20 protein-coding genes and 2 tRNA genes are annotated in these 25,959 nt (G+C 66.5%); 14 read left to right on the top strand and 8 right to left on the bottom strand.

All coding sequences use genetic code 11. From position 1 onward, the window contains the following. The first annotated feature begins 104 nt into the window (after positions 1 to 104). From GGC64_RS16350 to GGC64_RS16335, 4 genes are all read left to right on the top strand, one after another. Positions 105 to 839, top strand: a complete 735-nt coding sequence (locus GGC64_RS16350; RefSeq protein ID WP_192723521.1) for a DUF1906 domain-containing protein — start codon at positions 105 to 107, stop codon at positions 837 to 839. Positions 840 to 1,343: 504 nt separating this feature from the next. Continuing rightward, positions 1,344 to 10,565, top strand: a complete 9,222-nt coding sequence (locus tag GGC64_RS16345; RefSeq protein ID WP_370582133.1) for a fatty acid synthase subunit beta domain-containing protein — start codon at positions 1,344 to 1,346, stop codon at positions 10,563 to 10,565. 57 nt (positions 10,566 to 10,622) lie between these two features. Then, positions 10,623 to 11,015, top strand: coding sequence for a holo-ACP synthase (locus GGC64_RS16340; protein WP_192723520.1), 393 nt, complete (start codon positions 10,623 to 10,625; stop codon positions 11,013 to 11,015). 168 nt (positions 11,016 to 11,183) lie between these two features. Further along, positions 11,184 to 12,530: a dipeptidase gene (locus GGC64_RS16335; protein WP_192723519.1), complete on the top strand. Its 1,347-nt coding sequence runs from the start codon at positions 11,184 to 11,186 to the stop codon at positions 12,528 to 12,530. On the opposite strand, the gene bcp is transcribed toward GGC64_RS16335, so the two are convergent. Then, positions 12,507 to 12,980 (bottom strand): thioredoxin-dependent thiol peroxidase, encoded by a 474-nt coding sequence (bcp, locus tag GGC64_RS16330; RefSeq protein WP_192723518.1) that lies wholly within the window; start codon positions 12,978 to 12,980, stop codon positions 12,507 to 12,509. The genes GGC64_RS16335 and bcp overlap by 24 nt on opposite strands. A gap of 96 nt (positions 12,981 to 13,076) precedes the next feature. Here bcp and GGC64_RS16325 point away from each other — a divergent pair, with 96 nt between their 5' ends. After that, positions 13,077 to 13,304 carry a DUF3618 domain-containing protein gene (locus GGC64_RS16325; protein WP_192723517.1) on the top strand — a complete coding sequence of 76 codons (228 nt, stop codon included), beginning with the start codon at positions 13,077 to 13,079 and terminating at the stop codon, positions 13,302 to 13,304. A gap of 4 nt (positions 13,305 to 13,308) precedes the next feature. Here GGC64_RS16325 and GGC64_RS16320 read toward each other — a convergent pair whose 3' ends face one another. Beyond that, positions 13,309 to 13,479, bottom strand: a complete 171-nt coding sequence (locus GGC64_RS16320) for a hypothetical protein (RefSeq protein ID WP_192723516.1) — start codon at positions 13,477 to 13,479, stop codon at positions 13,309 to 13,311. A gap of 343 nt (positions 13,480 to 13,822) precedes the next feature. Between GGC64_RS16320 and GGC64_RS16315 the strand changes: the two genes are divergently transcribed. Next, entirely contained in the window at positions 13,823 to 14,089 is a 267-nt protein-coding gene (locus tag GGC64_RS16315; protein WP_370582132.1) for a hypothetical protein, read from the top strand. Then, positions 14,089 to 14,472, top strand: a complete 384-nt coding sequence (locus GGC64_RS16310; RefSeq protein WP_192723515.1) for a nitroreductase family deazaflavin-dependent oxidoreductase — start codon at positions 14,089 to 14,091, stop codon at positions 14,470 to 14,472. Before GGC64_RS16315 ends, GGC64_RS16310 begins: the two co-directional genes overlap by 1 nt. A gap of 10 nt (positions 14,473 to 14,482) precedes the next feature. Here the strand turns inward: GGC64_RS16310 and GGC64_RS16305 are convergent. Beyond that, positions 14,483 to 14,555: transfer RNA gene (locus GGC64_RS16305), tRNA-Lys, on the bottom strand. A 159-nt stretch (positions 14,556 to 14,714) separates the two neighbouring features. Between GGC64_RS16305 and GGC64_RS16300 the strand changes: the two genes are divergently transcribed. Then, positions 14,715 to 15,941 (top strand): Ig-like domain-containing protein, encoded by a 1,227-nt coding sequence (locus tag GGC64_RS16300; RefSeq protein ID WP_192723916.1) that lies wholly within the window; start codon positions 14,715 to 14,717, stop codon positions 15,939 to 15,941. Between the two features lie 18 nt (positions 15,942 to 15,959). On the opposite strand, the gene GGC64_RS16295 is transcribed toward GGC64_RS16300, so the two are convergent. Together GGC64_RS16295 and orn are read right to left on the bottom strand one after the other, a co-directional pair. Continuing rightward, positions 15,960 to 16,032, bottom strand: a tRNA-His gene (locus GGC64_RS16295). Positions 16,033 to 16,067: 35 nt separating this feature from the next. Further along, on the bottom strand, positions 16,068 to 16,715 hold the full coding sequence (gene orn / locus GGC64_RS16290) for an oligoribonuclease (RefSeq protein ID WP_192723514.1): 648 nt from the start codon (positions 16,713 to 16,715) through the stop codon (positions 16,068 to 16,070). 80 nt (positions 16,716 to 16,795) lie between these two features. On the opposite strand from orn, the gene GGC64_RS16285 reads away from it, so the two are divergent. After that, entirely contained in the window at positions 16,796 to 18,379 is a 1,584-nt protein-coding gene (locus GGC64_RS16285) for a helicase HerA-like domain-containing protein (protein ID WP_192723513.1), read from the top strand. Positions 18,380 to 18,385: 6 nt separating this feature from the next. Here the strand turns inward: GGC64_RS16285 and cmrA are convergent, their stop codons facing one another. Next, positions 18,386 to 19,192 carry a mycolate reductase gene (cmrA, locus tag GGC64_RS16280; RefSeq protein ID WP_192723512.1) on the bottom strand — a complete coding sequence of 269 codons (807 nt, stop codon included), beginning with the start codon at positions 19,190 to 19,192 and terminating at the stop codon, positions 18,386 to 18,388. Between the two features lie 25 nt (positions 19,193 to 19,217). Between cmrA and GGC64_RS16275 the strand changes: the two genes are divergently transcribed. Next, positions 19,218 to 20,465 carry an MFS transporter gene (locus tag GGC64_RS16275; RefSeq protein ID WP_192723511.1) on the top strand — a complete coding sequence of 416 codons (1,248 nt, stop codon included), beginning with the start codon at positions 19,218 to 19,220 and terminating at the stop codon, positions 20,463 to 20,465. On the opposite strand, the gene GGC64_RS16270 is transcribed toward GGC64_RS16275, so the two are convergent. After that, a complete protein-coding gene (locus tag GGC64_RS16270) occupies positions 20,462 to 21,211 on the bottom strand; it encodes an MmpS family transport accessory protein (protein WP_192723510.1) in 750 nt (249 codons plus the stop codon). The genes GGC64_RS16275 and GGC64_RS16270 overlap by 4 nt on opposite strands. A 154-nt stretch (positions 21,212 to 21,365) precedes the next feature. On the opposite strand from GGC64_RS16270, the gene GGC64_RS16265 reads away from it, so the two are divergent. The 3 genes from GGC64_RS16265 to GGC64_RS16255 all read left to right on the top strand — a co-directional run bounded on the left by GGC64_RS16265 (position 21,366) and on the right by GGC64_RS16255 (position 23,706). Continuing rightward, positions 21,366 to 23,207 (top strand): alpha/beta fold hydrolase, encoded by a 1,842-nt coding sequence (locus tag GGC64_RS16265; protein WP_192723915.1) that lies wholly within the window; start codon positions 21,366 to 21,368, stop codon positions 23,205 to 23,207. 94 nt (positions 23,208 to 23,301) lie between these two features. After that, complete coding sequence (locus tag GGC64_RS16260) at positions 23,302 to 23,511, top strand: hypothetical protein (protein ID WP_192723509.1); 210 nt, start codon at positions 23,302 to 23,304, stop codon at positions 23,509 to 23,511. 39 nt (positions 23,512 to 23,550) lie between these two features. Beyond that, complete coding sequence (locus GGC64_RS16255; protein WP_192723508.1) at positions 23,551 to 23,706, top strand: hypothetical protein; 156 nt, start codon at positions 23,551 to 23,553, stop codon at positions 23,704 to 23,706. Here GGC64_RS16255 and GGC64_RS16250 read toward each other — a convergent pair. Continuing rightward, positions 23,703 to 24,320, bottom strand: coding sequence for a TetR/AcrR family transcriptional regulator (locus tag GGC64_RS16250; RefSeq protein ID WP_192723507.1), 618 nt, complete (start codon positions 24,318 to 24,320; stop codon positions 23,703 to 23,705). The genes GGC64_RS16255 and GGC64_RS16250 overlap by 4 nt on opposite strands. 84 nt (positions 24,321 to 24,404) lie before the next feature. On the opposite strand from GGC64_RS16250, the gene GGC64_RS16245 reads away from it, so the two are divergent. Further along, a complete protein-coding gene (locus GGC64_RS16245) occupies positions 24,405 to 25,958 on the top strand; it encodes a carboxyl transferase domain-containing protein (protein WP_192723506.1) in 1,554 nt (517 codons plus the stop codon). Position 25,959: the final 1 nt, after the last annotated feature.

The following is a 25,959-nucleotide window of genomic DNA, read 5'->3' as shown; positions in this document are numbered from 1 at the left end:
ACGACCACTGGTTTCGCAGCATGCCGCCCACTTGTGAATCTTGATACAGATGTGACCAGTGGCGATAACGTGAAAATTGATACTGGTGTCATATTCTGTGGCACGTGGCAATATCCCGGCGCGACGTGCTCAAATGCGCCGCGGCCGCGCCAGCGGTGCTCGGCCTCGGCGCCGGCCTGGAGGCGGCGGCATCGGCGCTGGCGCCGCCCCGAGCCAACGCGGCGCCGCTTGGCATCCTGCTGGACTACGCGGCAGGCATCATCAAAGCTCCTGATCTGCGGGCGTCCGGTGCGCAGGGCGCGATCCGCTACGTCTCCGATCGGCGGCCAGGGGGCGCTTGGATGCTCGGCAAGCCGATCCAGCTGCCCGAGGCCCGCGACCTGTATCAGAACGGGTTGAAGATCGTCTCCTGCTATCAATACGGCAAGCAGGACACCGCGGACTGGCTCGGCGGACAGAGCGCAGGCGTGGCACACGCCAAACGCGGCTGGCAATTGCACGTGGCGGCAGGCGGCTCGTATGGCGCTCCCATCTACGCGTCGATCGACGACGATCCCAGCTACGACCAGTACAAGAGCCAGGTCGCGCCCTATCTGCGCGGGTGGGAGTCGGTGCTGGGCCATCAGCGCGTCGGGGTCTACGCCAACGCCAAGACCATCGACTGGGCGCTGCAGGATGGGCTGGGCTCCTACTTCTGGCAGCACAACTGGGGCTCGCCGAAGGGGTTCGTGCATCCCGCCGCGCACCTGCACCAGGTCGAGATCGACAAGCAGAACGTCGGCGGCATCGGGGTCGACATCAACCACATTCTCAAGTCGCGATTCGGTCAGTGGGACTAAAACTTACTGATCAGTAAGTAGAGCCAGCAAACTTTTTCTGGTAGCCAGTGGGCGGGAGAAGACAAATTCTGTCAAGTTGTCGACTTTGCGCGTGCCGACGCGCCCGGCGGCACGAAGCGAAATTTTTACATAACGATTACATAACAATACTGCCTTGATCTGCACTGTTGCGCCTACTCGACCGTAACCACCTGCCAGCAGGACGTTTGTCCCGCATAGGTTCGGGCCTCGCCCCGGCCGGTGTTATCGAACATGTGGTTACCCGTGCGTAGAACTCGCTAGTAACCATTTAGGGCGCGAAAATGGTGCGGTCTCTTATGCCACTCTTAGTACGGCTGGAGAGGCTGGGACCGCCAGGGGACCCGTCTAGACAGACTGTCGGATGGCCCGCGTGCCGGACAGGCCTGAACCAGCCGGGATTCGACGCCGAATCGCATGGCCTCCAAGAGACGACAGCACAGACGAGCGATACGCGCGAGAACGTACCGAGGGAGATAACAAGACGTGACGATCAACGAACAGAGCAGAGTGACCACCAGCCGCGACAACGGCGCCTCGCAAGCCATGGCAGGTACACACGCCCTCGTCGATCGTTTGAACGCAGGAGAGCCCTACGCGGTCGCATTCGGCGGCCAGGGCGGGGCCTGGCTGGAGAACCTGGAGGAGCTGGTCAGCTCCGCAGGCATCGAATCCGAGCTGAGCGAGATCGTCGGTGAGGCCGCGCTGCTGCTCGAACCGGTGGCCCGTGAACTCGTCGTGGTGCGCCCGATCGGCTTCGAGCCGCTGCAGTGGGTGCGCGCCCTCGCCGCAGAAGAGACGCTGCCCACCGCCAAGCAGCTGATGGCCATCGCCATCTCGGGCCCGGGCATCCTGCTCACCCAGATGGCTGCGACCCGCGCCGTCATCCGCCAGGGCCTCGACCTCTACGGCACCGCGCCGGTCGCGATGGCCGGACATTCGCAGGGCATCTTGGGTTGCGAGTCGTTGAAGGCGCAGGGCGCCAGGGACGCCGAGCTGCTGGCGATCCTGCAGCTGATGGGTGCCGCCGGGTCGCTGATGTCGCGTCGCCGGGGCATGGTCGGCCGCGGCGACAAGTCGCCGATGGTGTCGGTCACCAACGCCGACCCCGACCGCATTGCCGAACTGCTCGAGGAGTTCTCTCAGGACGTCCGCACCGTGCTGCCGCCGGTGCTGTCGATTCGCAACGGTAGGCGTTCCGTCGTCATCACCGGCACGCCGGAGCAGCTCGGCCGCTTCGAGCTGTACTGCAGCAAGATCACCGAAAAGGAAGAGGCCGAGCGCAAGAACAAGCTTCGCGGCGGCGCAGTCTTCTCCCCGGTGTTCCACGGCATCCAGGTCGAGGTCGGCTTCCACACGCCGCGTCTCGCACCCGCCGTCGACCTGATCGACGAATGGGCCGCCCGCACCAGCATCGACCGCGAGCTCACCCATCACTTCGCCAAGGCTGTGTTCGTCGAGCCAGTCGACTGGGTCGGCGAGGTCGAGCGGCTGCACGACTCGGGCGCGAAGTGGATCCTCGACCTCGGCCCCAGCGACACCGCGACCCGTGTGACGGCGCCGGTCGTCCGCGGTCTCGGCATCGGCCTGGTCCCTGCGGCCACCCGCGTCGGCCAGCGCAACCTGTTCACCGTCGGCGGCGAGCCCGACGTTCCACCGGCGTGGTCGAGCTACAAGCCGACCACCGTCAAACTTCCCGACGGTTCGGTCAAGCTGTCGACGAAGTTCACCCGCCTGACCGGCCGCTCGCCGATCCTGCTCGCGGGCATGACGCCGACGACCGTCGACGCGAAGATCGTCGCCGCGGCCGCCAACGCCGGCCACTGGGCCGAGCTGGCCGGTGGCGGTCAGGTCACCGAGGAGATCTTCGAGGGGCGCATCGCCGAGCTGACCCAGATGCTGGAGCCGGGCCGCGCCGTCCAGTTCAACTCGCTGTTCCTGGATCCGTACCTGTGGAAGCTGCAGGTCGGCGGGAAGCGGCTGGTGCAGCGCGCTCGTCAGTCGGGCGCCCCGATCGACGGCGTCGTCGTGTCCGCGGGCATCCCTGATCTCGAGGAAGCCGTCGAGCTGATCGACGAGCTCAACAGCGTCGGCATCAGCCACGTGGTGTTCAAGCCAGGCACGATCGACCAGATCAAGTCGGTCATCAACATCGCCGCCGAGGTGCCCGGCAAGGACGTCATCGTGCACATCGAGGGCGGCCGCGCCGGTGGCCACCATTCGTGGGAAGACCTCGACGACTTGTTGCTCGCGACGTATGCCGAGCTACGCAAGCTGTCTAACATCACGGTCTGCGTCGGCGGCGGTATCGGCACCCCGGAGCGGGCGGCCGAGTACCTGTCGGGTTCGTGGGCCGAGGCCTACGGCTTCCCTGCGATGCCCGTCGACGGCATCCTGGTCGGCACCGCGGCGATGGCGACGCTGGAGGCCACCACCTCGCCCGCGGTCAAGCAGATGCTCGTCGAGACCACCGGCACCGACCACTGGATCAGCGCCGGCAAGGCCCAAGGCGGCATGGCGTCCTCGCGCAGCCAGCTGGGCGCCGACATCCACGAGATCGACAACACCGCGTCGCGGTGCGGCCGGTTGCTCGACGAGGTCGCCGGCGACGCGGACGCCGTCGAGGCGCGGCGCGACGAGATCATCGCCGCGATGGCGAACACCTGCAAGCCGTACTTCGGCGACATCGGGGACATGACGTATGCGCAGTGGTTGCGGCGCTACATCGAGCTGGCCATCGGCGAGGACAACAGCACCGCCGACACCAAACTGCCCGGCACTCCGTGGTTGGCCGACACCTGGCGCGACCGGTTCCAGCAGATGCTCGAGCGTGCCGAGGCCCGACTGCACCCGCAGGACTCGGGTTCGATCGAGACTCTGTTCAATGACGTTGCGCTGCTGAACAATCCGGAGCAGGCGATCGCCCTGTTGCTGTCGCGCTACCCGGAGGCCGAAACCCTCAAGCTGCACCCGGCCGACGTGCCGTGGTTCGTCACGCTGTGCAAGATGCTCGGCAAGCCGGTCAACTTCGTCCCGGTCATCGACAAGGACGTGCGCCGGTGGTGGCGCAGCGACTCGCTGTGGCAGGCCCACGACGCCCGCTACACCGCCGATCAGGTCTGCATCATCCCCGGCACGCAGTCGGTGGCGGGCATCACCCGAGTGGACGAGCCCGTCGGCGAGCTGCTGGACCGCTTCGAGCAGGCCGCGATCGACGCCACCCTGGCCACCGACGGGCAGCCCGCCGCAGTGGTCTCCCGCCGCCAGGCGCGCGCCGACGTCACCGGTCCGCTTGCGGTGGTGCTGGATTCGCCCGACGTGCTGTGGGCGGGCCGTACCGCGATCAACCCGGTACACCGCATCGGCGCACCCGACGAGTGGCAGGTCAACGAAAACCGTTCCGCCACACACCCGTCCACGGGTGCGCGGCTGGAACTGACCGGTGACACCGTGACGCTCGCCGTCCCGCTCTCCGACATCTGGATCAACATCCGCTTCACGTTGCCGCCCTGCACGGTCGACGGCGGCATGCCTGTGGTCACGGTCGAAGACGCCTCGACGGCAATGCGGTCGGTGCTGGCCATCGCGGCCGGTGTCGAGGGGCCCGACGCCCTTCCGCCGGTGCATGACGGCACCGCCAAGGTCACCGTCGAGTGGGATCCCGAGGAGGTCGCTGATCACACCGGGGTGACCGCGACGTTCGGTGCGCCACTGGCGCCCGGCCTCGCGCTGGTGCCGGATGCTCTGGTCGGCCACTGCTGGCCCGCGGTGTTCTCCGCCATCGGGTCGGCGGTCACCGATGACGGCTTCCCCGTCGTCGAGGGCCTGCTGAGCCTGGTGCATCTGGACCACGCCGCGCACCTGCTCACCGCGATGCCGAAGAGCAAGGCCGAATTGACCGTCACCGCAACGGTTTCCGCTGCGACCGACACGGAGTACGGCCGGGTGATCCCGGTCTCGGTATCCATTCTCGCCGCCGACGGGACTCAGCTGGCGACGCTCGAGGAGCGCTTCGCGATCCGCGGCCGCACCGGCGCAGCCGAGCTGACCGACCCGCCGCGCGCGGGCGGTGCGATGACCGACAACGCGACCGACACACCGCGTCGGCGCCGCCGCGACGTCACCGTCGCGGCGCCGACCGACATGAGCGCGTTCGCGGTGGTCTCGGGCGATCACAACCCGATCCACACCGACCGCGCCGCCGCACTGCTGGCCGGGCTGAAATCGCCCATCGTGCACGGCATGTGGCTGTCCGCAGCAGCGCAACACGTGGTCGCTGCGACCGATGGCAAGCCCGCTCCGCCTGCCCGCGTGGTCGGCTGGACGTCGCGCTTCCTCGGCATGGTGCTGCCCGGCGACGAGATCGACTTCCGCGTCGACCGCGTCGGAATCGACCGCGGCGCAGAGATCATCGAGGTGGCCGCCCGCGTCGGCTCCGAGCTGGTGATGTCGGCGACCGCGCAACTGGAGGCGCCGAAGACCGTCTATGCGTTCCCGGGTCAGGGCATTCAGCACAAGGGCATGGGCATGGAGGTCCGCGCCCGGTCCAAGGCCGCCCGCAAGGTGTGGGACACCGCGGACAAGTTCACCCGCGACACGTTGGGCTTCTCGGTGCTGCACGTGGTGCGTGACAACCCGACCAGCCTGATCGCCAGCGGTGTGCACTACCACCACCCGGATGGCGTGCTGTTCCTGACGCAGTTCACTCAGGTCGCGATGGCGACGGTGGCCGCCGCCCAGGTGGCCGAAATGCGTGAGCAGGGCGCGTTCGTCGAGGGTGCCATCGCATGTGGGCACTCCGTCGGTGAGTACACCGCGCTGGCCTGCGTGTCCGGCGTGTACGAACTGGAGGCGCTGCTGGAGGTCGTGTTCCACCGCGGCAGCAAGATGCACGACATCGTGCCGCGCGATCACCTCGGCCGGTCCAACTACCGGTTGGCCGCGATCCGGCCGTCGCAGATCGATCTCGACGACGCCGACGTGAAGCAGTTCATCGCCGAAATCTCTGAGCGCACAGGTGAATTCCTGGAGATCGTGAACTTCAACCTGCGTGGCTCGCAGTACGCGATCGCGGGCACCGTGCGCGGTCTGGAGGCGCTCGAGGAAGAGGTCGAGCGGCGACGCGAAATCTCCGGCGGCAAGCGGTCGTTCATCCTGGTGCCAGGCATCGACGTGCCGTTCCACTCGTCGGTGCTGCGGGTCGGCGTCGCCGACTTCCGCCGGTCGCTGGAGCGCGTCATGCCGCGCGACAAGGATCCGAACCTGATCATCGGCAAGTACATCCCGAACCTGGTGCCGCGGCCGTTCACGTTGGACCGTGACTTCATCCAGGAGATCCGCGACCTGGTGCCCGCCGAGCCGCTCGACGAGATCCTCGCCGACTACGACACGTGGCGCAACGAGAAGCCGGCCGAGCTGTGCCGCAAGGTCGTCATCGAGCTTCTTGCATGGCAGTTCGCCAGCCCGGTGCGCTGGATCGAGACCCAAGACCTGCTCTTCATCGAGGAGGCCGCGGGCGGTCTTGGCATCGAGCGGTTCGTCGAGATCGGCGTGAAGTCGGCGCCGACCGTTGCGGGCCTGGCCACCAACACGCTCAAGCTGCCCGAGTATTCGCACAACACAACAGAAGTGCTGAACTCCGAGCGCGACGCCGCGGTGCTGTTCGCCACGGATACCGATCCGGAGCCCGAGGACGACCTCGACGAGACGCCTGCGCCCGCCGCGGAGGCCGCACCCGTCGAGGCCGCTGCCCCGGTCGCCCCGGCGCCCGCGCCTGCGGCTCCTTCCGGGGGCCCGCGCCCGGATGATCTCGGCTACGACGCCGCCGACGCCACGATGGCGTTGATCGCGTTGTCGGCCAAGATGCGCATCGATCAGATCGAGCCGCTGGATTCGATCGAGTCGATCACCGACGGTGCGTCGTCGCGACGCAACCAGCTGCTGGTCGACCTGGGCTCCGAGCTGAACCTCGGTGCCATCGACGGCGCGGCCGAGGCCGACCTGGCCGGGTTGAAGGGACAGGTCGCCAAGTTGGCGCGGACCTACAAGCCGTTCGGCCCAGTACTTTCCGATGCGATCAACGATCAGTTACGCACGGTGCTCGGCCCGTCCGGCAAGCGGCCGGCCTACATCGGCGAGCGGGTCAAGAAGGCCTGGGAACTCGGTGACGGCTGGGTCAAGCATGTGACCGTCGAGGTGGCGCTGGGCACCCGCGAGGGCTCCAGTGTCCGCGGCGGTGAGCTCGGCGGTCTGCACGACGGTGCGCTCGCCGACGCGGCGACCGTCGACAAGGTCATCGACGCGGCCGTGATGGCAGTCGGTGCGCGCCAAGGTGTTCCGGTGTCGCTCCCGTCGGCTGCCGGTGGTGCCGGGGGAGGGGTGGTGGATTCCGCCGCGCTTGGCGAGTTCGCCGAACAGGTCACCGGCCGCAACGGCGTGCTCGCCTCGGCCGCCCGCCTGATCCTCGGGCAGCTCGGCCTTGACACTCCGATTCCGGTGCCCGAGGCCACCGACGCCGAGCTCATCGACCTGGTCACCGCCGAACTCGGTTCGGACTGGCCGCGTTTGGTGGCTCCCACGTTCGACGGCCGCAAGGCGGTGCTGTTCGACGACCGGTGGGCCAGCGCACGCGAGGACCTGGCCAAGATCTGGGTGCTCGACGAGAGCGAGATCGACGCCGACTGGCAGCGCATCTCCGCTCGGTTCGAGGGCGCAGGCAATGTCGTTGGCACGCAAGCCACCTGGTGGCAGGGCAAGGCCCTGGCCACAGGCCGCAACATTCACGCCTCGCTCTACGGGCGTGCCGCGGCAGGCGCCGAGAACCCTGGCAAGGGTAAATACACCGATGAGGTCGCCGTCGTTACTGGCGCGTCGAAGGGATCCATCGCCGCGTCCGTGGTGGCCCAACTGCTCGACGGCGGCGCGACGGTGATCGCAACGACGTCCAAGCTCGAGGACGACCGGTTGGCGTTCTACCGCAACCTGTATCGCGACAACGCACGCTTTGACGCGAAGCTGTGGGTGGTGCCCGCCAACATGGCGTCGTACACCGACATCGACAAGCTCGTCGAGTGGGTCGGCACCGAGCAGACCGAAAGCCTTGGGCCGCAGTCCATTCACCTCAAGGATGCGCAGACCCCGACGCTGCTGTTCCCGTTCGCAGCGCCGCGGGTGGCCGGTGATCTGTCCGACGCCGGCTCGCGCGCCGAGATGGAGATGAAGGTGCTGCTGTGGGCCGTGCAACGGCTGATCGGCGGGCTGTCGCACATCGGTGCCGAGCGCGACATCGCGGCGCGCCTGCACGTCGTGCTGCCCGGTTCGCCGAACCGCGGCATGTTCGGTGGCGACGGTGCGTACGGCGAGGCCAAGGCCGCACTGGATGCGGTGGTGTCGCGGTGGAAGGCCGAGTCGTCGTGGGCACAACGAGTTTCGTTGGCGCACGCGCTGATCGGCTGGACCAAGGGCACCGGGCTGATGGGCCACAACGACGCAATCGTCGGTGCGGTCGAAGAAGCAGGCGTGACGACGTACACGACCGAAGAGATGGCGAGCATGCTGCTCGGCCTGTGCGACATCGAGTCCAAGGTCGCCGCGGCCCGCGAGCCGCTGCAGGCCGACCTGACCGGCGGCCTGGCGGAGGTCGACCTCGACCTGTCCGAGCTGGCAGCCAAGGCGCGTGAGGACATGCTGGGCGAAGCCGCCACCGACGAAGAGGCGGACGACGAGGGCACCATCCGGGCACTGCCGTCGCCGCCGCGGGGCTACCAGTCCGCGCCGGCGCCCGAGTGGGCGGACCTCGAGGTCGACCCGGCCGATCTGGTCGTGATCGTGGGCGGCGCCGAATTGGGACCGTACGGCTCATCGCGGACTCGCTTCGAGATGGAGGTCGACAACGAGCTGTCGGCGGCCGGTGTGCTCGAACTGGCGTGGACCACAGGCCTGGTCAAGTGGGAGGACGACCCGACGCCGGGTTGGTACGACACGCAGACCGGCGACCTGGTCGACGAGGGCGAGCTGGTTGAGCGCTACCACGACGCGGTCGTCGAGCGCGTCGGTATCCGCGAATTCGTCGACGACGGCGCGATCGACCCCGATCACGCTGCGCCGCTGCTGGTTTCGGTGTTCCTCGACAAGGACTTCACGTTCGTGGTGTCCTCTCAGGAAGAGGCGCGTCAGTTCGTCCAGTTCGATCCGGAGCACACCGTCATCGCGCCGGTGCCGGACAGCGGCGACTGGCAGGTCACTCGCAAGGCGGGCACCGAAATTCGGGTGCCGCGCAAGACGAAGTTGTCGCGGACGGTCGGCGCGCAGATCCCCACCGGGTTCAACCCGATGGTGTATGGCGTCAGCCAGGAGATGATGAACTCGATCGACCGGTTGGCCATCTGGAACCTGGTCACCACCGTCGACGCGTTCCTGTCAGCTGGATTCACTCCGGCCGAGTTGATGCGCTGGGTGCACCCCAGCCTGGTGGCCAACACCCAGGGCACCGGCATGGGCGGCCTGACGTCGATGCAGACCATGTATCACGGCAACCTGCTCGGCAGGAACAAGCCGAACGACATCCTGCAAGAGGTCCTGCCGAACGTGTACGCGGGCCACGTCGTTCAGTCCTACATCGGCAGCTACGGCGCGATGATCCACCCGGTCGGCGCGTGCGCCACCGCGGCGGTCTCGGTCGAAGAGGGCGTCGACAAGATCCGGTTGGGCAAGGCGGATTTCGTCGTCGCAGGCGGCTACGACGACCTGACGCTCGAGGCGATCATCGGCTTCGGTGACATGTCGGCCACCGCCGACACCGAGATGATGCGCGCCAAGGGCATCAGCGACTCGAAGTTCTCGCGCGCCAACGATCGTCGTCGGCTCGGGTTCGTCGAAGGCCAGGGCGGCGGCACCATCCTGCTGGCCCGCGGTGACCTCGCGTTGCAGATGGGTCTTCCGGTGCTGTCGGTGCTCGCCTATGTCTCGTCGTTCGGCGACGGTGTGCACACCTCGATTCCGGCTCCGGGACTTGGCGCGTTGGGCGCAGGCCGCGGTGGTCGTGAGTCGGAGTTGGCGCGTTCACTGGCCAAGCTCGGCGTCGGCCCCGACGACATCGCGGTGGTGTCCAAGCACGACACCTCCACGCTGGCCAACGATCCGAACGAGACCGAGCTGCACGAGCGGCTCGCCGACGCGATGGGCCGCTCTGCGGGCGCACCGCTGTTCGTGGTGTCGCAGAAGAGCCTGACCGGCCACAGCAAGGGTGGTGCCGCGGCCTTCCAGATGATGGGGCTGTGCCAGATCCTGCGCGACGGCGTCATCCCGCCGAACCGCAGCCTGGACTGCGTCGACGACGAGCTGGCCAGCGCCGCGCACCTGGTGTGGCTGCGCGACACCTTGCGGCTGGGGGAGAAGTTCCCGCTCAAGGCGGGGCTGATCACCAGCCTCGGGTTCGGTCACGTGTCCGGTCTGATCGCGCTGGTGCATCCGCAGGCGTTCATCGCGGCGCTGAATCCCGAGCAGCGCAAGGACTACCAGGAGCGGTTCGAGGCACGCGTGCTGGCCGGTCAGCACCGGCTGGCGTCGGCGATCGCCGGTGGGCCTGCGCTGTACGAGAAGCCTGCCGATCGCCGGTTCAGCCATGAGGCGCCGGAGAAGCGGCAGGAGGCGGAGATGCTGCTCGATCCGGCGGCGCGGCTGGGTGACGGCGACGTGTATGTGCGGTGATGAGCGCTTGCGCGAAGAACATCGGCGTCTCGAGGGGTGCGCGCTACTGTTCCTCTCATGGCAGTAGTCGGGGTGGGGATCGATCTGGTCTCCATTCCCGACTTCGCCGAGCAGGTCGACCAGCCCGGCACGGTGTTCGCCGAGACGTTCACTCCCGGTGAGCGACGCGATGCCGCGGACAAGAGTTCGTCTGCGGCCCGGCATCTGGCGGCGCGGTGGGCGGCCAAGGAGGCGGTCATCAAGGCCTGGTCGGGTTCGCGGTTCTCGAGACGGCCAGTGTTGCCCGAGGGCATTCACCGCGACATCGAGGTCATCACCGACATGTGGGGCAGGCCGAAGGTCCGGCTGACCGGGGCCATCGCCGAACACCTCAAGGACGTGACGATCCACCTGTCGCTGACGCATGAGGCCGACACCGCCGCGGCGGTCGCCATCCTCGAGGAGCGCTAACTTTCTTACGCCGAGCGTGCGTGTCTGCACGCCGACACGCCGTTGTTGGCGAGCATTCCGCGCGCCCTCGTCGCTGGCGAAAGTGCGCAAGATGTACACATTTGGCGGCGTGTCGCTGCGCAGACACGCACGCTCGCGGTAGTGGGGTGACCCGCTAGTCTCGGCTCCATGAGTGATCTCGTGGAGCGGGTGCGTGAGGTGCTGCCGTCGGTGCGCCGCGACCTGGAAGACCTGGTACGCATCGAATCCGTGTGGGCCGATCCCGCCCGCAGGCCCGAAGTGCAGCGCAGCGCCGACGCAGTCGCAAAGCTGTTGTCGGAGGCCGGGTTCGGCGACGTTCAGATCGTCAGCGAAGGCGGCGCGCCCGCGGTCATCGCGCGTCACCCAGCCCCGCCCGGCGCGCCGACGGTGTTGCTGTACGCGCATCACGACGTGCAACCGGAAGGCGAGCCCGGTCAATGGCAGTCGCCGCCGTTCGAACCGACCGAGCGTGACGGCCGGCTCTACGGTCGCGGTGTTGCCGACGACAAGGCAGGCATTGCAACACATTTGGCGGCGTTCCGTGCTCACGGCGGCCAACCGCCCGTCGGCGTCACGGTGTTCGTCGAAGGCGAAGAGGAGTCCGGCTCGCCGTCACTGTCGCGCTTGCTGGCCGCCCACCGCGACGTGTTGGCATCCGACGTGATCGTCATCGCCGACTCCGACAACTGGAGCACCGAGGTGCCATCGCTGACGGTGTCGTTGCGCGGGCTGGCCGACTGCATCGTCGAGGTCGCAACACTCGACCATGGCCTGCACTCCGGCCTCTGGGGCGGTGTGGCGCCCGACGCGTTGAGCGCGCTGGTGCGCCTGCTGGCCAGCCTGCACGACGACGAGGGCAACGTCGCCGTCGCCGGACTGCATGAAGGAACAGTCGCCGACGTCGACATCTCACCGGAGCGGGTGCGCGAAGAAGCCGGCCTACTCGACGGCGTCACTGAAATCGGTGAAGGCTCTGTGCCACAACGACTTTGGGCCAAGCCCGCGATCACCGTCATCGGCATCGACACCACTTCGATCGACAAGTCGTCGAATACGTTGATCCCGCGGGCGCGGGCGAAGGTCAGTATGCGGGTGGCCCCCGGCGGCGACGCGAAAGAGCATCTGGCCGCGCTGACCCGCCACCTCGAGCAGCACGCGCCGTGGGGCGCGCAGGTGACCGTCATACCGGGCGACCTCGGCCAGCCCTACGCCATTGACGCCAGTGGGCCCGTCTACGACGCCGCGCGCGCCGCTTTCCGCCGGGCGTGGGGCAATGAGCCCGTCGACACCGGGGTTGGTGGTTCGATCCCGTTCATCGCCGAATTCGCCGAGGCGTTTCCGTCGGCCAAGATCTTGGTCACCGGTGTGGAAGACCCACAGACGCAGGCGCACAGCATCAACGAGAGCCTGCACCTTGGCGTACTGGAACGCGCGGCGACCGCGGAGGCGCTGCTGCTGGCCAACCTCGGCTCAAACGGACAGGTCTCGTCGTAGCTTGGCGACGTGCCCCGTCGCGCGCACGTTGTACTGCGCCTCGGCGATCTTGCCCTTCTCGTCGACGACGAACGTCGAGCGGATGACACCCTGAACTGTCTTGCCGTACATGGTTTTTTCGCCGTAGGCGCCCCATGCTTCGAGCACCTTGCGGTCCGGATCGGACAGCAGCGGAAAGGTCAGCTTCTGGTCGTCGCGAAACTTGGCGAGCTTGGCAGGCTTGTCGGGGGAGATGCCGATGACATCGAGGCCGGCCCCGTTGAGTTGGCTCAGACTGTCGCGGAAGTCGCAGGCCTGCTTGGTGCATCCCGGCGTGGATGCGGCGGGGTAGAAGTACACGATGACCCGGCGGCCCTTGTAGTCCGACAGCTTGACGGTGTTGCCGTCGGCATCGGGCAGGCTGAACGCGGGGGCTTTGTCGCCCACCTCGAGACGCGGGGTCTGCGGCATGCGGGAGGGTCCCTTCTTCGACCGGTGCGCTCCGGTGAGCGCAAGCTCAACTAGGGTAGATCGGCAAGGAAGCGCTCACGGGCTTGGAGGCAAGAAGTGGCGGACCGCGATCCCGACACCATCAAGCGGGACATCGACCAGGCGCGTGATCAGTTGGCCGCGACGGTCGACACTCTCGCCGTGCGTGCCAATCCGCAGAGAATCGCCAACGACATCAAGGCGGGCGTGGTGCGGTTTCTGAAGAAGCCTGCAGTCGCGGCCTCCCTGGCCGGCGTCGGCGCCGTGGTCGTAGTGGTTGTCATTCGCCGCGCGCGGCGGCGGTGACCGGCTAGCGCCTGCGCGCCGAGCGGAACAGGTCGGCGAACCAGAAACTGGGCGGGTTGGCGACCCGGCCGAGGCGGCTGCAGGTGTACACCATCACGGGCAGTTGCCCGGTTACGTCGTCGGCTGAAGCCGCGCCGGACGCACCCGCGGTGAGCGATGCGTCTATGGTGGACATCAGCTAAGACCTCGTTTCGTTGCGCCCGTAGTTGTCACGTGGCTTGTAATTCGCTGTAGCTAACTAGAGGTTAGCACCATGATCGCTCGCTATGCAGCATAAATCGTGGTGAAGTCACACGACCGTTACCAGGCGCAACGATCGCCCACCTCGAAGCATAAGTGAACTTATGTGAGTAGTAGCACATCGGACTTCTCGCTAACCGGGCTTCTGGCTAATTTGTCGTTGCCGTTAATAGGCTACTGCGCGATCGTTGCCCGGGCAAGCGGCGCCTACGGCCTGCTCACATTTGCTGAACCTGCCCCGGCGCGCGCGTAGCCGTGGCGGATGCAATGATGCCGACGTGATCGATGACCCCGACACGGCGCAGGCGCGGGAGTTACTGCAATCGCTGCACGCGCACGTCGACGAAATCTCCAAAAAGGTGGAATCGGCCGAAATCCGCACGCGACGTGTGCAGGGTCACGCCGCTGCGATTGCTCGGCGCCGGGTGGCCAACCTGCGTCATGAACTCTATGAGGCGCACCGACTGATCGACGGGCTGCACCGAAGGTTTCCGGATGCGCGACCACGGCGGATGGCCAGGGCGCGTCCCGATTGCTCGCGCTGATGCGGATGCCAAGGGCCGTCGCCAAGTTCAACAGTCGAATCACCAATCCGGCGGCTCGGTCAATCACGCCCTGGCTTCCTGCCCTAGGGACACTCGAACATGTCGGACGCAAGTCAGGCAGGCGTTATCGAACGCCGTTGTTGGTGTTCCCGATCCGCGACGGCTTCATCGTTCTCATCGGGTATGGCCTGAAATCGGACTGGGTGAAGAACGTGTTCGCCAGTGGACAGGCGGTACTGCACAAGCGCGGCAAGAGCATCGCGCTCGCCAACCCTCGGCTCGTGAGTAAGGCTGAGGCCACACCGCTCGTTGCGGGGCCGTCCGGTGTCTTCTACCGCGTGTTTCCGTACAACGAGGCGGCGCTGGTGTTGACCAAGGTCTAACGCTCTGGAGTGCGCCGTCAGGGTTTCGAACCCCGGACCCGCTGATTAAGAGTCAGCTGCTCTACCAACTGAGCTAACGGCGCTGCGTGTGCGACAATAACAGGCCTCGCGGCAAGGGTGAAATCACGACCGCTCGCCGCCGCTGGGAGCGACGCCGACGTTGCGCCCCCAGCTAAATTTGCCCTTAGACTATTGCCAAGAATCCTCAGTGTGTCGGTCATGGTGTCGAAGTGGAGCAAAGTATGGGGCAGGTCAAGCGGGTGGCCCGTCCGCGCCGGAAACGTGCCTGGCTGGTCGCCGCGGCGCTGATTCCCGGGCTCGTGCTCGGCCTCAGTGCGTGCAGCAGTAAGCCGGCTCCACCGCAGGCGCCTCAGGTCATCACAGACAAGGGCACGCCCTACGGCGACCTGCTGGTGCCCAAGCTCTCCGCGTCGGTCAAGGACGGCGCCGTCGGCGTCAGCGTCGAGTCGCCCGTAACGGTCAGCGCCGAGGACGGTGTGCTTGGCGCCGTCACGATGGTCAACGCCGATGACGGCACGCCGGTGGCCGGGCACCTCAGCCCCGACGGCCTGGTGTGGTCCACGACCGATCCGCTTGGCTACAACGAGCGCTACACGCTGAACGCGCAGGCGCTGGGCCTCGGCGGCGCCACGAGCCAGCAGATGACGTTCCAGACGCATTCGCCAGAAAACCTCACCATGGCCTACGTGCTGCCCAACGACGGCGAGGTGGTTGGTGTCGGTCAACCAGTCGCGGTGCAGTTCGACGAGAACATCACCGACCGGTTGGCTGCGCAGAAGGCGATCAAAATCACAACCAACCCACCCGTCGAGGGTGCCTTCTACTGGCTGAACAACCGCGAAGTCCGTTGGCGCCCAGCGCAATACTGGAAGCCTGGCACGACGGTCGATGTCGCTGTCAACATTTACGGCGCCGATCTGGGTGACGGACTGTTCGGCCAGGAGAACGTCCATACCCGCTTCACGATCGGCGATGAGGTGATCGCGACCGCCGATGACAACACGAAGATCGTGACGGTTCGGCGCAACGGTGAAGTCATCAAGACGATGCCGACGTCGATGGGCAAGGACAGCACGCCCACCAACAACGGCGTCTACATCGTCGGTGCCCGGTTCACCCACATCGTCATGGATTCGTCGACGTATGGCGTGCCGGTCAATTCGCCCAACGGCTATCGCACCGACGTGGACTGGGCGACCCAGATCAGCTACAGCGGCATCTTCGTGCACTCTGCACCGTGGTCGGTGGGCAGCCAGGGCTACACCAACACCAGCCACGGGTGCCTCAACGTCAGCCCGAGCAATGCCGTCTGGTTCTACGACAACACCAAGCGCGGCGACATCGTCGAGGTGATCAACACGGTCGGTTCGACGTTGCCCGGCACCGATGGCCTTGGCGACTGGAACATTCCGTGGGAGCAATGGAAAGCGGGCAACGCCAGCATCTGACGTTGCCCGCTCCACTCGGGTGGCTGACGGGACTCGAACCCGCGACAGCCAGGATCACAACCTGGTGCTCTACCAACTGAACTACAGCCACCATTGCCGCGTCACGCACGTGCGGCGTCGTTGATATTAGCCGCTAGGGCGCTCCACAGCCGAATCCATATCGCCGGAGCCGCCGTTCGGGGGACCGAGCTCAGCTGCGATCTCCGCGATTTCGCTGGTCGACGGCCCCGGCGCCGGTACGAACGCGGTGCGACGGTAATACTGCAGCTCGCGGATCGACTCGTGGATGTCGGCCAGCGCCCGGTGTGCCAGCCCCTTCTCCGGCTGGCCGAAGTAGATGCGCGGATACCAGCGCCTGCACAACTCCTTGATCGAGCTGACATCGATCATCCGGTAGTGCAGAAAGTCGTCGAGCTTGGGCATGTCACGGGCGATGAAGCCGCGGTCGGTGGCGATCGAGTTGCCGGCCAGCGGAGCGGTCTTGGCCTGCTTGACGTGGCTACGGATGTAGTCGAGCACCTGCTCCTCGGCCGTGGCGAGGTCCACAGTCGACGCGCGCACCTCCTCGATCAGGCCCGAGCGGGTGTGCATGTCGGTGACGATCGGGATCATCGACGACAACGCGGCGTCGTCGGCGTGGATCACCACGTCGATGCCGTCGCCAAGAATGTTCAGCTCGGCGTCGGTGACCAGCACCGCGATCTCGATGAGCCGGTCGGCCTTGAGGTCAAGGCCTGTCATCTCACAGTCGATCCACACCAGTTCGTCACGCACAGGGGCAACATTAAGCCGTCGGCCGACAAGCGGCGCCCGACACCCACCCGGCGAGCGCGCGTCCCAGTAATGTTCCGGCCATGACCACGGAGTCGACAGCCGCCCCCGCCCAGCAGATCGCCGCAGGTTATGCCACCCAAGGGCCCGCATTGGAATTGGGTGCCGTCGTCGTCGACGGGGTTTGTGACCCGACGGCGCAGGTGCGGATCCCGCTGGCCACCGTCAACCGCCACGGCCTCGTCGCGGGCGCCACCGGCACCGGCAAGACGAAGTCGCTGCAGGTGATCGCCGAACAGCTGTCCGCGGCCGGCGTGCCCGTCGTGATGGCCGACATCAAGGGCGATCTGTCCGGGCTGTCGCGGCCCGGCGAAGCAGGCGAGAAGATCGAGCAGCGCAGCAAGGACACCGGCGATTCGTGGGCTCCCACAGCGTTCCCCGTGGAGTTTCTTTCCCTCGGCACCTCGGGCATCGGCGTTCCCGTGCGCGCGACGATGACCAGCTTCGGCCCGATCCTGCTGTCAAAAGTATTGGGGCTCAACCCAACTCAAGAGTCGACGCTCGGGCTGATCTTCCATTGGGCCGACCAGAAGGGGTTGCCGCTGCTCGACCTCAAGGATCTGCGCGCCGTCATCCAGTTCCTCACCAGCGACGAAGGTAAGGAACAGCTCAAGGCGATCGGCGCCGTCTCGGCGGCCACGGCAGGCGTCATCCTGCGGGCGCTGATCAACCTGGAAGCCGAGGGTGCGGACACCTTCTTCGGCGAGCCGGAGCTGGAGCCCAGCGATCTGATGCGCACCGACGCGCAGGGCCGCGGCGTCATCACTCTGCTGGAACTGGGCGATCAGGCCACCCGCCCGGTGATGTTCTCGACCTTCCTGATGTGGGTGCTCGCCGATCTGTTCACCGCACTGCCCGAGGTCGGCGACATCGACAAGCCCAAGCTGGTCTTCATGTTCGACGAGGCGCACCTGCTGTTCACCGACGCCTCGAAGGCATTCCTCGAGCAGGTCGAGCAGACGGTGAAACTGATCCGGTCGAAGGGCGTCGGCGTGTTCTTCTGCACGCAGCTGCCAACCGACGTGCCCAACGACGTGCTCAGCCAACTCGGCGCGCGCATCCAGCATGCGTTGCGCGCGTTCACCCCCGACGATCAGAAGGCGCTCACCAAGACGGTGCGCACCTATCCGAAGACCGACGTCTACGACCTCGAGAACGCGCTGACGTCGCTGGGGATCGGCGAGGCGATTGTGACAGTGCTCTCGGAGAAGGGCGCGCCGACGCCCGTTGCGTGGACCAGGATGCGTTCGCCGCGTTCGCTGATGGGCGCCATCGGCAACGATGCGATTGCCGCGGCCGCGAAAGCCAGTGTGCTGCAAGGAAAGTACGGCCAGACAATCGACCCGCAGTCGGCCTACGAGATTCTGCAGAACAAGGTCGCACCGCCGCCTGCCGATGCCCCCGCGCCGCCACCGCCACCCGTGGGGGAGCCGCCCGCTCCGGCCAGCGCCGAGGGCGAGGTCAAGTCGCGCGATGGCGCCGAGCCAGGCGTGCTGGAGAAGATGATGGCCAGCCCGGCGTTCAAGAGCGCCATGCGATCGGCCGGCACAGTCATCGGCCGCGAGATCACCCGCAGCATCTTCGGCACCGGCCGTCGCCGCCGCTAACGGGAACTAGCCGCCGCCGAGTTTCTTGTAGACCGCGCCCACAATCGGCGTCACGATCGCCCGCGGCGTGTAGCCCGACGCCACCGACATCGCCTTTGACGTCACGCCCGGCACGACGCGCATCTTGTTGCGCTCCAAGCCATCCAGCGAAATCTTCGCGGTGTACTCCGTCGAGATCCACAGGAAGTCGGGGATCAGCTTCTCGACAAGCGACTGCTCGGTCTCGGCGGGCAGCGTCTCGCGGACCGGGCCCGGCGCGAGCAGCGTGACGTGGACGCCGACCTTCTTGAGCTCGCCGCGCAGCGACTCGCTGAACGTGTTGGCGAACGCCTTGGTCGCGGCGTAGGTCGCGTTGTTCGGAATCGGCGAATTGCCGGCCGCCGAACCGGAAATCAGGATTCCGCCTGACTTCCGCGAAACCATACCGGGCAGCACGGCGAGCGCAAGGTCATGTACGCCAAGGACATTCAGCTGTACCTGAGCCTTCTCCGCCTCGGCATCCAGCGAAGCGACCGGGCCGAACGTCGCGGTCCCGGCGTTCGCACACAGAATCGAAATGTTGCGCGTCGCAAGCTCGTCGCACAGTTTGGCGCGCTCGGCAGGGTCGGCCAGGTCAACCGGACGCACCTCGACGGTCACCCCGTACTGCTGAGTGAGCCGATCGGCCAACGTTCGCAGCACGTCCTCGCGGCGCGCGGTGATGATCAGATGGTGGCCACGGGCGGCAAGCTCGGTGGCCAGCGCTTCGCCGATGTTCTGCGAGGCGCCGGTGACGACGGCACGGGCATCCGCACTGGGAGCGGGGACTGGCATGCGCCGGACTATATCGTGGGCCCTCATGAGCCGGTTGCGCGTGCTGGCGTGGGCACTGTGGGACTGCGGCTCCACCGGCGTCGGCGCCATCGTCGTGACCTTCGTGTTCTCCGTCTACCTGACCCGCTCCGTCGGCGACGACCTGCCAGGCGGCACCACCCCGGCGAGCTTGCTCGGCTGGGCGCTGTTTCTCTCCGGCGCGACAGTCGCCGTGCTCGCGCCCATCACCGGGGTCTGGGTCGACGCGCCGCACCGGCGACGAAAGACGCTCGGCGTGCTCACCGCGATGGTGGTGGCGTTGACAGCGGCGATGAGCCTGATCCGCGACGACGCCCGCTACCTGTCTATCGGCTTGCTACTGCTTGGGTTCACCGCTGCGTGCAACGACTTGGCCAGCGTTCCGTACAACGCGATGCTACGACAGCTGACGACACCGGCGACCTACGGAAAGGTATCCGGATTCGGTTGGGCCGCAGGGTATATCGGCACCATGGCGCTGCTGGTCATCGTGTACGCCTGCTTCATGTCCGGCGGTAGTCAAAACGTGCCTGCGGCCATGCTGCTCACCGCGGCCTGGATGGCCGTGTTCGCACTTCCCGTGCTGATCGCGCCGCCGCCCGCCGACCTCGAACCGCAAACCCGGTCCGCGACCGGTGTCTTCGGCGCGTACCGCAAGTTGTGGTCGGACCTGCGCGCGGAGTGGCGGCGCGACCGCAACGTCGTCTACTACCTGCTCGCGAGCGCGGTCTTCCGCGACGGCCTGGCTGGCGTATTCACCTTCGGCGCCGTGCTCGGGGTCAACGTCTACGGCGTCTCGTCGGCCGACGTGCTGCTGTTCGGCATCGCCGCCAATGTGGTGGCCGCGGCCGGGGCGGTGCTCGGCGGCCTGCTCGACGATCGCGTCGGCTCCAAGACCGTGATCCTCGGGTCGCTGGCGGCGATGATCGTCGTCGGCATCACGCTGATGTCCTTGTCCGGCGTCGCGGCATTCTGGGTGTGCGGGCTGCTGCTGTGTTTGTTCATCGGACCGACACAGGCCTCGGCGCGCACGCTGCTGCTGCGGATGACTCTCCAAGGCAAGGAAGGCGTCGCGTTCGGCCTCTACACCATGACCGGCCGCGCGGTCGCGCCGCTCGCGCCGTTCCTGTTCTCCACATTCGTCGCGATCTTCGGGGCCGATCGCGCCGGGATCGCCGGTCTGATGCTGATGTTGGCCGCGGGCTTTCTCGCGATGGTCGCCGTGCAGGTGCCGCGACCGGCGGTCACCGTCTAGCCGACCGCGGTGCAGATCGTCAGGCCTGAGCCGGTGCGCTGCTGCACCTGCGCGCCGTTGACCGAGATCGAGCAGCTCACTTCGCGGCCGACGTTGATGATGCTGACGCTTGCGGAGTCCTTGGCCGACTGGGCCAACTGGACCTCCTTGCTCCATGGCAGCATTACGTTGAACTCCGTCTGCAACACGCCGCCGGTGTCCACGTAGGTGATGTTGATCGCCCGGCCGTCGCCGGACACGTCGTAGACGACGGTCTCGGTTGCGCCAGGGGTGCCTGTCGTCGACGGACCCGTTGTCGACGGCGTGCTGGGCGGCGTCGGTAGCGGAAAGACGGGGATGGTCGGCCGCGTCGTTGTCGGGATGGGCCGGGTCGAGGTCGGTTCGGGCACCGAGGGCAGCGGCGCGACCACGGTTTCCTGCTTGGAGCTGTTCACGATCACCAGCGCGATGACCAGCCCGATCACAGTCAGGACCGCGACGGCCGCGACTATCCACAACCAGCGCGGGGACTTCGGCCCCTCGGGCTCAGGTGGCTGTGGCGGGCCTCCCGGTGGGCCGTACTGGCCGGTTGCGTAGGCGTCGTAGCCATACGGGGGATAGGCGGACAGCCGCTCGGTGGGCGGGGGCGCGCCCGGTGCCTGATAGGTGGGGCCGTAGGGCGCCTGGCTCGCATATGCCGGATCGGTGTATCCGGGATAGCTGTCGCCGAAGGGTTCGGGCCCGTCGCGGCGTGGTGAATCGGTCATTCCCACCTCATGGCTGCAGGGTACCTGTGCAGCCGCTCAGGGCGCCGCAGACAGGTCTCACCTCGGCCTAGCCGGTGTCGGTCCGACTCGGGCGGCTGAAGCAGGCAGAATCGATGCGGTGGGAACGCAGGTTCGTCGGGTCTACGGCGCGTCGATGTCGCCGGACGCGACCGCGTTCGCCCACCTCGTCGACGACGGCGGCTTCCCGCGTGCGGTGCAGCGGTTCCTGCGCGGTTGGCGAGCTAGTTCATCACGCGACGTCGAGCTGCCCGTCGAGGGCGCCGTCACCCGAGTCCTGCATTCCGCCGACGGCCACTGGCTGGCGTGCGAGGTCGCGCCCGAGGGTGCTACCCGAAGCCAGATCTGGGTCGTGACAACCGATCCCGACGACCGTGACGCCCGTCGGATCGATCGTTGGCCCGTCGGAGTGCAGGAAGGCACCGCCGAGCTGATCGCTTGGGACGGAACACAAGTCGCCGCTATCCTCACCGGTGAGGACGGCATCGGCAGCTCATGCCTGATCGACCCTTCCGACGGCAGCACTGTGGTGCTCGACCGCCGCTCGGGCGGCAGGCTGGTCGACGCGTGGGCCGGAGCGACGCTGGTGCGGGTCGGCCCGCGCGGCTACCGCGATCTGATCATGCTGCGCGGTCTGACCGAAATCGCTTTGCTGCCATACGATCCCGGGTCGACCACCGATGCGGGCATCATCCTCGACGACCACAGCCCACGACGGCTGCGGGCGGGACTGGAGGGTGAACTCACCGAGCTCTACCATCCGGCGAAGACCTACGGCGTCAACAGCACGGAAGGGTATGTGCGTGCCCTGATCCGCAGTGAGAACGGTGCCGAGCACGCCCGTCTGCTGGAGGTCACCGCCACCCCCGACGGGGTGACCTATCAGGTGCTTGCCGAGCGGTCCGGCCATGAGCTCGACGAGTTCACCGTCAGTGACGATCTGTCAACGGTTGCGATGTTGTGGAACATCAACGGCGCCAGCGAGTTACAAATTCTTGAACTGGCGGACAACACTCTGCACGAGCCGATCCCACTGCCGGGCATGGTGGCCAGTGAGTTGAGCATCAGTGCGGGCGGCTCCATGCTCGCAATGACGGTGGAGGGTCCGTCGATGCCGCCGACGGTTGAGCTGGTCGACCCCCGCACCCGCGAATGGGAACCCGTGGACAGGGAGCCGAGCAGCGGCCCCGTCGCCGCCGACCCGACGCTCGAGATCATGACCGCCCGAGACGGCCTCGAGTTCAGCGGCTGGTTGTTCCGTCCGCCGGAGGGCATCCAACCGATCGGCGCGATGATCTTCCTGCACGGTGGCCCCGAAGGCCAGGGCAGACCCGGCTACAACGAATTCTTTCCGCCCCTCTTGGAATCGGGCATCGCAGTGTTTCTTCCGAACGTGCGCGGTTCCGGTGGATTCGGCCGGACGTTCATGCACGCCGACGACAAGGAGCGCCGGTTCGCCGCCATCGACGACGTGGCCGACGCGACGCGCTATCTCGTCGAATCCGGTGTCGCCCCTGCCGATCGCATCGCGTGCTGCGGCTGGTCGTACGGCGGGTACCTGACCCAGGCGGCGCTCGCCTTTCATCCCGATCTGTTCGCGGCGGGAATCAGCATCTGCGGGATGAGCGACTTGAATACCTGGTACCGCACCACCGAACCGTGGATTGCGGCGGCGGCTCATCCCAAGTACGGCCATCCGGTCGGCGACCGCGAGTTGCTCGACCGGTTGTCACCGCTGCTGCGCGCGCACGCGTTGACCGCGCCACTGCTGCTGGTGCACGGCCTGAACGACACCAATGTGCCGCCAACCGAATCGCAGCAAATGTACGACGCGTTGCGTGCGCTGGGCCGCAAGGTCGAACTCCTCGTGTTCGACGACGACGGCCACGAAATCGTCCGGCGCGAGAACCGTTCTGTGCTGGTCAGCGCAATGAACGACTGGCTCACTGCGGCGTTCGCGCCTGCCCGGATTTCGTGATCAATCCGTAGCTGGCCAAAGGTTTGGACAAATTGTCTGCCGGGTAAACCGTGCTGCGCGCCAGGGTGGCGCACTACACGGATGGAGGCGAAGCATGCGAGGTGGCGGAATTCTCGGCGTCATCGTGCTCGTCTGGTTGTTGATCGGGGTGCTCGCCGCTTACCAACGCGATTACTTCAGAGATTCTGAAAACAATTGCGCGACAGCGGGGACCATCGCGCTCACGGTCGTCGTCGGTCCCTTGAACTATGCAGGGGTCAACCCAAAGGTGACGAACTGCAACCTTCCCGAGCCCAGCCAGTAGTCAACTGGCAGTTAACAATTCAAAGAAATGGAGTAAGCCATGATTGTCCTGGGAGCTATTCTGCTCATCCTCGGGCTGCTTTTCGGCATCTCGGTTCTCACGTACATCGGCGTCGTGCTGATCGTCATCGGCGCGGTGTTCTGGATCCTCGGATCCGTCGGACGGCCGGTCGGCGGTAGGAGAGTCTGGTATTAACGCTCGGCACTAGCGGCCGAGGTCAGCGCGGCGACCGTCATTGCCCTCAAGACGGCACGCGAGCTGGCCTCGGCCGCTTTTGCGCCACCGGGTTTCACGCTGTGTGGTGTCGAGTTCAACAACCCGAACGTCGCATGCGCCATCAAGCGGGCGTCGGCGTCGGTAAGCGTGTCGTCCAAGCGCCGGAGCACGTCAACCCAAATCTCGACATACTGCCGCTGCGCCTTGCGAACCTGCCGCTTGGCCGACGGTGGCAAGTGGCCTAAATCGCGATCCTGAATGCGGATCAGATCTGACTCTCCGAGCGCGAAGTCCAAGTGGAAGTCGATGAGGCCGTCCAACGCATCCGCGGCATCGCCCGCCTTCTCGACGACCGCCGTGGCGCCGGCCAGCAGCCGCGTGCTGATCCCGACCAACAACTCGACCAGCAGCGCCTCCTTGTTGGGGAAGTGCCGGTAGATCGCCGGGCCGCTCACCCCCGCGGCGGCGCCGATGTCTTCGAGGCGCACAGCCAGATAACCCCGTTCAGCGACGAGGCGTTCGGCCGCGGCGATCAATTGGCTGCGCCGGTCGGACTTCGCCCGGCCGCGCCGCGTGGTCGCAGGTGCCGCCATCTGGACCCCCTGTAGACAATTCGGTTAATCGTGACTAACATACCACGAGTTAGTCGTCATTAACTCAAAACGAACGGGTCCTGAATGAGGACATCGCAGGGTACTCACCGCGACGAACACCTCGCGCTGGTGAACCAGTTGCGCACAAAGCTGGCTACCGCGGCGTTGGGTGGCCCGCAGCGCTCCCGCGAGCGCCACGTGAGCCGAGGCAAGCTGCTGCCGCGCGAAAGGGTGGACGGCCTACTCGATGCCGGCAGCGCATTCCTGGAATTGGCGCCGCTGGCCGCTGACGGCATGTACGACGACGAATGCCCCGGTGCCGGAATGATCGCGGGTATCGGCCGAGTCTCCGGTCGCGAATGCATGATCGTCGCCAACGACGCAACGGTGAAGGGTGGGACGTACTACCCGATCACCGTCAAAAAGCATCTGCGCGCACAGGAGATCGCAGGCCAGAACCGGCTGCCGTGCATCTATCTCGTCGACTCGGGCGGCGCATTTCTGCCACGCCAGGACGAGGTGTTTCCCGACCGCGAGCACTTCGGCCGCATCTTCTACAACCAGGCGAACTTGAGCGCACAAGGGATCCCCCAGATCGCGGCCGTGCTCGGGTCGTGCACCGCGGGCGGAGCGTATGTGCCCGCCATGAGCGACGAAGCCGTCATCGTGCGCAACCAGGGCACCATCTTCTTGGGCGGCCCGCCGCTGGTGAAGGCCGCCACCGGCGAGGTAGTGACGGCCGAGGAACTCGGTGGCGGCGATCTGCACTCCAAGACCTCTGGTGTGACAGACCATTTGGCGCACGACGATCGCGACGCGCTGAGGATCGTGCGGCGCATCGTCGGCACCCTCGGGCCGCGGACCGAGTTGCCGTGGGACGTCCGGGCGACCGTCGATGCCGTCGCCGACCAGACCGAACTCTACGACGTCGTGCCCGTCGATCCCCGCGTGCCGTACGACGTGCACGAGGTCATCACTCGGATCGTCGACGGCGGTGAGTTCGCCGAATTCAAGGCCGAGTACGGCAGCACGCTGGTCACCGGCTTCGCGCACATCCACGGTCATCCTGTCGGCATTGTGGCCAACAACGGCGTGCTGTTCGGCGAATCCGCGCTCAAGGGTGCACATTTCATCGAATTGTGCGACAAGCGCAACACGCCGCTGCTGTTTCTGCAGAACATCTCCGGCTTCATGGTCGGCCGTGACTACGAGGCAGGCGGCATCGCCAAACACGGCGCCAAGATGGTGACCGCGGTGGCCTGTGCACGCGTGCCGAAGCTGACCGTCGTGATCGGCGGCTCGTACGGCGCGGGGAATTATTCGATGTGTGGGCGGGCGTATTCTCCTCGCTTCCTGTGGATGTGGCCCAACGCGCGAATCTCGGTGATGGGTGGTGAGCAGGCCGCGTCGGTGTTGGCGACGGTGCGCGGTGAGATGACCGCAGAAGAAGAAGAGAAGTTCAAGGCGCCCATCCGCCAGCAGTACGAAGACCAGGGCAACCCCTACTACTCGACAGCAAGGTTGTGGGATGACGGAGTCATCGACCCCGCCGACACCAGAACAGTGCTGGGGCTTGCGCTTTCGATCGTAGGACAGGCGCCGCTCGAGTCGGTCTCCTACGGCGTGTTCAGGATGTGAC

Origin of the sequence: Mycobacterium sp. OAS707 (assembly GCF_014873705.1) — a bacterium.
Lineage (GTDB): Bacteria > Actinomycetota > Actinomycetes > Mycobacteriales > Mycobacteriaceae > Mycobacterium.
The sequence above is the reverse complement of the archived record's forward strand: the minus strand, read 5'-3'. Positions and strand labels throughout refer to the sequence as shown.